The organism is Rhodoferax ferrireducens (assembly GCF_003347515.1).
Classification (GTDB): Bacteria; Pseudomonadota; Gammaproteobacteria; order Burkholderiales; family Burkholderiaceae_C; genus Rhodoferax.
Map to the genome: position 1 here is coordinate 1 of NZ_QEII01000124.1, position 5115 is coordinate 5115.

The window sequence follows — 5115 nt, forward strand, 5'->3', positions numbered from 1 at the left end:
GCCGACCCAACGCGCCAGTCAGGTGGGCGACTTGCTGCCCCATCGCTGGCAACCTCAAACCATTCGTTGACGACTAATGCATTGACGCGCTCATCGCGTCAATGTGTGTTCCCCAGTTGCTTACGGAACGACGATGTAGGGCACGGTTTCAGAGTCCATGTGCGCAGATGGGCCGGACGTGTTCTTGTCGGGATGCCGGTACCACGTCATCGACGCAATCAGACCAGCCGGGAACACCTTCGGTTGACTGTCTGTTTCAAGAATGACGATGCTGCGCGCCAATGAGTGCGCGCAAATAACCTTTCCATCTGCGCGAATAACCATCCTCCCAAATAGTCGCTTCCAGTGTCTGTTGTCGCATAGGCTGGTCAGCCACCACTCTGTCCATTCTCACCACCCGCGTCGATATCCGCATCCACTTTGAAGTGGACTCGGCCGTTAGGCTCTTCCCAAATCTCGAAAGTGAAACCCTCAGTCGTGATAATTCCGAGCATGCGCGCTGCCATTTTTCCTCCTCTGCCCCGTGAGGGCTTTAACTCATTTTCATCAGGGTCCAATAAGTTTGGAGCAGGTATCCAAGTCAAGTGGAAGCTGCAGCGCCTGCTGAAGCGTCTCTTCGTCCAAAGCTAGCACATTCAACGCAGCTTCCTTCGCCTCTGCGTCTGGGACATTGGCCGTGGTCAAAACTCGAAGTTGATTAAGTTTGGCGCCCGTGGCATTACTGGCCACCATCTTTGCTGCACCATCCTTAAGCGCATTCGACTGAATTTCCGTAGTCTTTCCAGAATCTAGCTTGGCCTTCAGAGCACCCGCGATTTCATTTCCTGAAGGTGATGTCAGCTTGACGGACCGCTGCACGTCACCTAGTCTGGAGCGGATATCAAGAATGGTCTCGTGTACCTTGACGAAGAGCCCTTTCAAGGCGTCGAAACCCTTCGAAGCCGCCGCTTGGTCTTTCGAACTTGCTACATAGAACGAACGGTTGAAACGCATCTTCCCGTATTCGGCTGGAATTTTGTCAACGTAGGTGGCCTCCCAAAATCCTTCTGGAATTGCAGTGATGCTCTTGAATACGCATTGCATCGCATTCGCGCCAACCCGGTAGTTGCTGGATTGAACTGACAGCTTGTACCTGTCCACCCATATCCCCGCGCCCCCAGCGATGGCGGCCCCGCCCTTACCAACGTCAATTGAGTTCGCGAGAACACCGATGGCGCCGAGTACAGCACCAGCGAACTGTGTGTTATTCAGTCCGTCCACTCCCTTTGCTAGTTCGTCCGACTCTTTCTGCCAGAGCACTTGATGCGCACGGACCTGAGCCAGTACACTGCCGTACGTCTTTTCAATCGGTAGGACGGTGCCCGTCGCCTGACTCAGAAGCGGGTCCGTTGCCTTTTCACCAAGCCTATACCGAGCTTCGTTTGGGTCTGCACTACTGTTGGTAGTGACAACAGTTGGCAGGCGGACTGTCGACGGCGTGGTGCCACACCCCGTCAGGATTGCAGCAGTCAGCAACAGACAACACTGAATCTGAATTCTCACGGGTTCCCTCCTCAGTTGACAGTTGTTGAGCGCCCGCTTTGTCTCAGTGCCGCTTGGTTCGGAAATCATCGAATTTCAGGAGTTCATTCGGATGAAATCGACCAGGGGCCGTCATCGTCATATAGAGGCTTTTGGGCACTCACAGACAGATGAAAGTGCGTGGTATGAGGGTCCTTCCCTGCATAGGGTCTCCATATCCATGGAGATACTTCAGAGTTCACGATGCGCCTGTTCCAGATGATGTACTTGATTCGGGCATCTTTGGACTGCAGCACGGCATCAACAATGCGCTCGGCGTCACAGCCGTGCTTCGGGTCATGAGTGATGTCCATTGCAGTGATGACACCGACATCGCCATCTATAACCCAGGGGTTATGGTCTGACTCCCTGCCTTGATGAGCAGCATCGCCGATGGTGCCGTCACTGGCTTTAATGCGCAGTGGCCATAACTCGTTTACTTGAGAGCGCAATTTGTCGAGGCACTTCGCAAGGCGCCATGTTGCTCTCACAACCAGTGAGGCTTTCAGCAATGCGTACACGTTTCGCTTGCGGCGGCTAATTGCGTTACTGGCCATCCTTACCTTTCCTTCGCCCCGCTAGTCTGCGGTGTAAATTGCAGGTCGAGGGTAGCGCTAACCCTTGCTATTTCCAAGCCCATGATTTCAAAGGATGATTCATCCATAAATTTGATGATGAATTTTCCAGGCTACGGCAGCGCATATTTGTGTTGACTAGGCGAGACCTTCTTTCCTTTTGCCACATTAGATGATTTTTGGAGCAGCCACATTGCGAAAACACATGGTTCATGTCTCGGCGCATTTCAATCTCATTTGTAAATCAGTCCTTCGCTGTGATTGGCTAGCCGCAGTCGACTGAGCCCCTCTCGTGGTCAATCGCCCCGCGGTGAAGGACGCGGTGCTTCATCCCTACTACGCGCCAGATTTTTGTTTCGTTGTCTATTTATTGGCTCGACAACACGAATCAGGTCGGTAACCATACGGCCATGACACAAAATTCAAAAGCAATTAGACGGCCCATATTTCGGATTGATGCTGCCAGAGTCCGGGCACTTCGTAAGGAAACAGACTTGACACAATTGGCGATTGCCCTAAGAGGGTATCGCTGCTATCTGCAACCCGATACGTGCACAGTGGGAGCTTGATTGCAGGCGGATTTTCTTGAAATTTTCGCTGTCGATGAACTTTACATTGATGTCGTGTACATGTTAGGTCTTCAACATAAGTCATTGATAAATTTAGAGAAAAAACTACAGGCTCGAATTGTGCTTAGGATTAGTTATTGTCGTCTTGGCAATGCAAGCAATTCCTACGGAAGATGACATCATGCCAATTAAGACCTGTTTCTATGCCCTACTGGCTATCTTGGCCGGGACATTCTTTATGCTCCTGCCTGCTCAAGCCGGACTACTAGGTCGTGACATCAACGGCACTTCTGTTGCCGCGAATGACGCAAGTGCTGTATTTCTTTACGACGGCGACCTCAATATCACTTGGTTGCGTAATGGCAACACGAATGCGCTGAGTTGGGCCGCAGCCAATGCCTGGGCGAACGACTATAGCATCGGTGCCTTCAGCGACTGGCGCCTTCCCACTGTCACACAGCCCGACGCTACATGTAGCCAAATCTTTGACGCAGGCGGGAGCATTGGGGTGATTGGTTCTGGCTACAACTGCTCCGGCGGCGAGATGGGCCATCTTTGGTACACGGAGTTGGGTAACAGTGCAGGGGCCCTAACCAGTATCGGCAATTTTCTGGGCGTGCAATTCAACTACTACTGGACAAATACAGATTACCCGCTCCTCGCAGACTTCGCTTGGAGCTTTAACTTTAGAGATGGCTTTCAAGGCAGTACTTGGAAAGACACAAGCTCACCGACGTTTGCATTTGCTGTGCGCTCCGGCGATGTGGCTGCCGCCCAAGTGCCTGAGCCTGAGTCACTGCTGTTGGTGCTTACAGCATTAGCGGGCCTGGGTCTGGTCCGTCGGCGGCGGCTGCCCGTACACGTTGGCAGTAGCATACTGTACAGCAGCCGGTCTCGCTCACAGGTGGAATGACTTTTGTTCGTCATTAGCAGTCACTTAAGGTCGGAGCTGAATGATTGCTTTGGTGTTTAAGCGAACACAGTCCGGCCAAGGTGCACTTGCACAACAATGACCAAGGAGGCATATCAATGTCAACTGAGTCTCCGGCGTCTGTAGAAAGGCGAACCGTCCTCAATCTGGTTGCATCGCTTTCCCTCGAATTCCTGACAGGATGTGCATCGTGGTTCCCCCGTCAGCTTACGCCGGTCTGCCCAGAGGCCCCGGAGGTTAGCTACAGGGATGGTCCACTGACCATCGACGCGCACTGCCATGTATTCAATGGCACCGACCTCCAAGTCAGCGACTTCCTGAGCAAAGTTGCGGTGAAGCAAGGAGGTGCCCTCGGTGAAGGTGCAAGAGTACTCGGCAGTATCCTGCAGGACCTTGCATGGTCATTAGCTCCTGATGGTCTTACCGAGCTAGCGGAGTTGCGCGGTATTGCAGGGGCACTCAAATCATGTACTCGGGCGGAGGCATCATCCCGCGTTGCCGCCATGCGGCAGCTTGGCTATTCAACTGGGCGACAGCAGCTTCTCACCGCATTGCGACGCTCGTCGGAATTCCGTCCATTTCTTGAGCGATTCAACAACAAAGCTTTTTCACAGGCACTTGATGAAGAGTCCAAGGTGAAATTTGACGCGGTAAGCGCCATTGAGAGCCTCCCTGAAGACGTGGAGACATACCACGCCACAAGACGCACTGGAGCCATCGCAATCTTGTCACTTGAGGGGCGCTCCGCGAGAGGCATGATTGACTTTGTCCTTCAAAACTTCCAGTACCGGTATGTAAGCGTTCACGACTATCTCCGTACGTACAACGAGCCTGGAACTCGAGTCGTCGACCTGATGTTGCCAAGCATGGTTGACTACGACTGGTGGCTTTCATCGGGCAGCAAGACACCCACATCGTTGACTGTGCAGGTCCAGGTAATGGAGCAGATTGCCATTTTGACTGGGGGTCGTGTTCATAGCTTCGTGCCTTACGACCCGCTAAGGCAGATTGCGCACAATCTAGGCCACTCGCCCGAAGACTCATTCAGTATGGTGACTATGGCCATCGAGCAGCGCGGATGCGTGGGCGTGAAGCTTTACCCACCCATGGGGTTCGCACCACTCGGCAACGTTGAGGTGCAGGGCAACAAGGGCTCCGACTTCTGGGTGCGGAAATGGCTACCTGACTGGACTAGTCGAGACGATATGGGTTTTCTTCTCGACGAAGCTATGAAGAAGGTCCTTCACTGGTGCGAGCATAACGAAGTCCCTGTGATGGCTCACACGAATCTGTCAAATGGTGTCAGTAGGGATTTCGAGGCACTGGCTGGCGTCCACTATTGGGAGTTGGTTTGTATGCGTCCGGCCAACACACCTTGACCGTTGAACGGCTACTGGGATAGCGGCGTCCAGCGATGCGGCAACAGCTCATCAATGTGACTGTTCTTTTGCGTAGGCAGTCGTGCCAGAACATCCTTCAG

General features: G+C 53.1%; 4 protein-coding genes. 2 read left to right on the top strand and 2 right to left on the bottom strand.

Annotated features, from left to right (window positions below; all coding sequences use genetic code 11):
- Positions 1-546: 546 nt before the first annotated feature.
- Positions 547-1542 carry a hypothetical protein gene (locus tag C5P05_RS00545; RefSeq protein ID WP_157979148.1) on the bottom strand — a complete coding sequence of 332 codons (996 nt, stop codon included), beginning with the start codon at positions 1540-1542 and terminating at the stop codon, positions 547-549.
- A gap of 83 nt (positions 1543-1625) precedes the next feature.
- The gene (locus tag C5P05_RS00550; RefSeq protein ID WP_198674569.1) at positions 1626-2117 is read right to left on the bottom strand and encodes a hypothetical protein; all 492 of its coding nucleotides are present in this window, start codon (positions 2115-2117) and stop codon (positions 1626-1628) included.
- Between the two features lie 768 nt (positions 2118-2885).
- Between C5P05_RS00550 and C5P05_RS00555 the strand changes: the two genes are divergently transcribed.
- On the top strand, positions 2886-3617 hold the full coding sequence (locus C5P05_RS00555) for a PEP-CTERM sorting domain-containing protein (RefSeq protein WP_157979149.1): 732 nt from the start codon (positions 2886-2888) through the stop codon (positions 3615-3617).
- Between the two features lie 116 nt (positions 3618-3733).
- Complete coding sequence (locus C5P05_RS00560) at positions 3734-5014, top strand: hypothetical protein (RefSeq protein WP_114967991.1); 1281 nt, start codon at positions 3734-3736, stop codon at positions 5012-5014.
- Positions 5015-5115: the final 101 nt, after the last annotated feature.

Coding starts and splice junctions, on each gene's coding strand:
- C5P05_RS00560 (WP_114967991.1), top strand. CDS start 3,734: ATGTCAACTGAGTCTCCGGCGTCTGTAGAAAGGCGAACCGTCCTCAAT.
- C5P05_RS00550 (WP_198674569.1), bottom strand. CDS start 2,117: ATGGCCAGTAACGCAATTAGCCGCCGCAAGCGAAACGTGTACGCATTG.
- C5P05_RS00555 (WP_157979149.1), top strand. CDS start 2,886: ATGCCAATTAAGACCTGTTTCTATGCCCTACTGGCTATCTTGGCCGGG.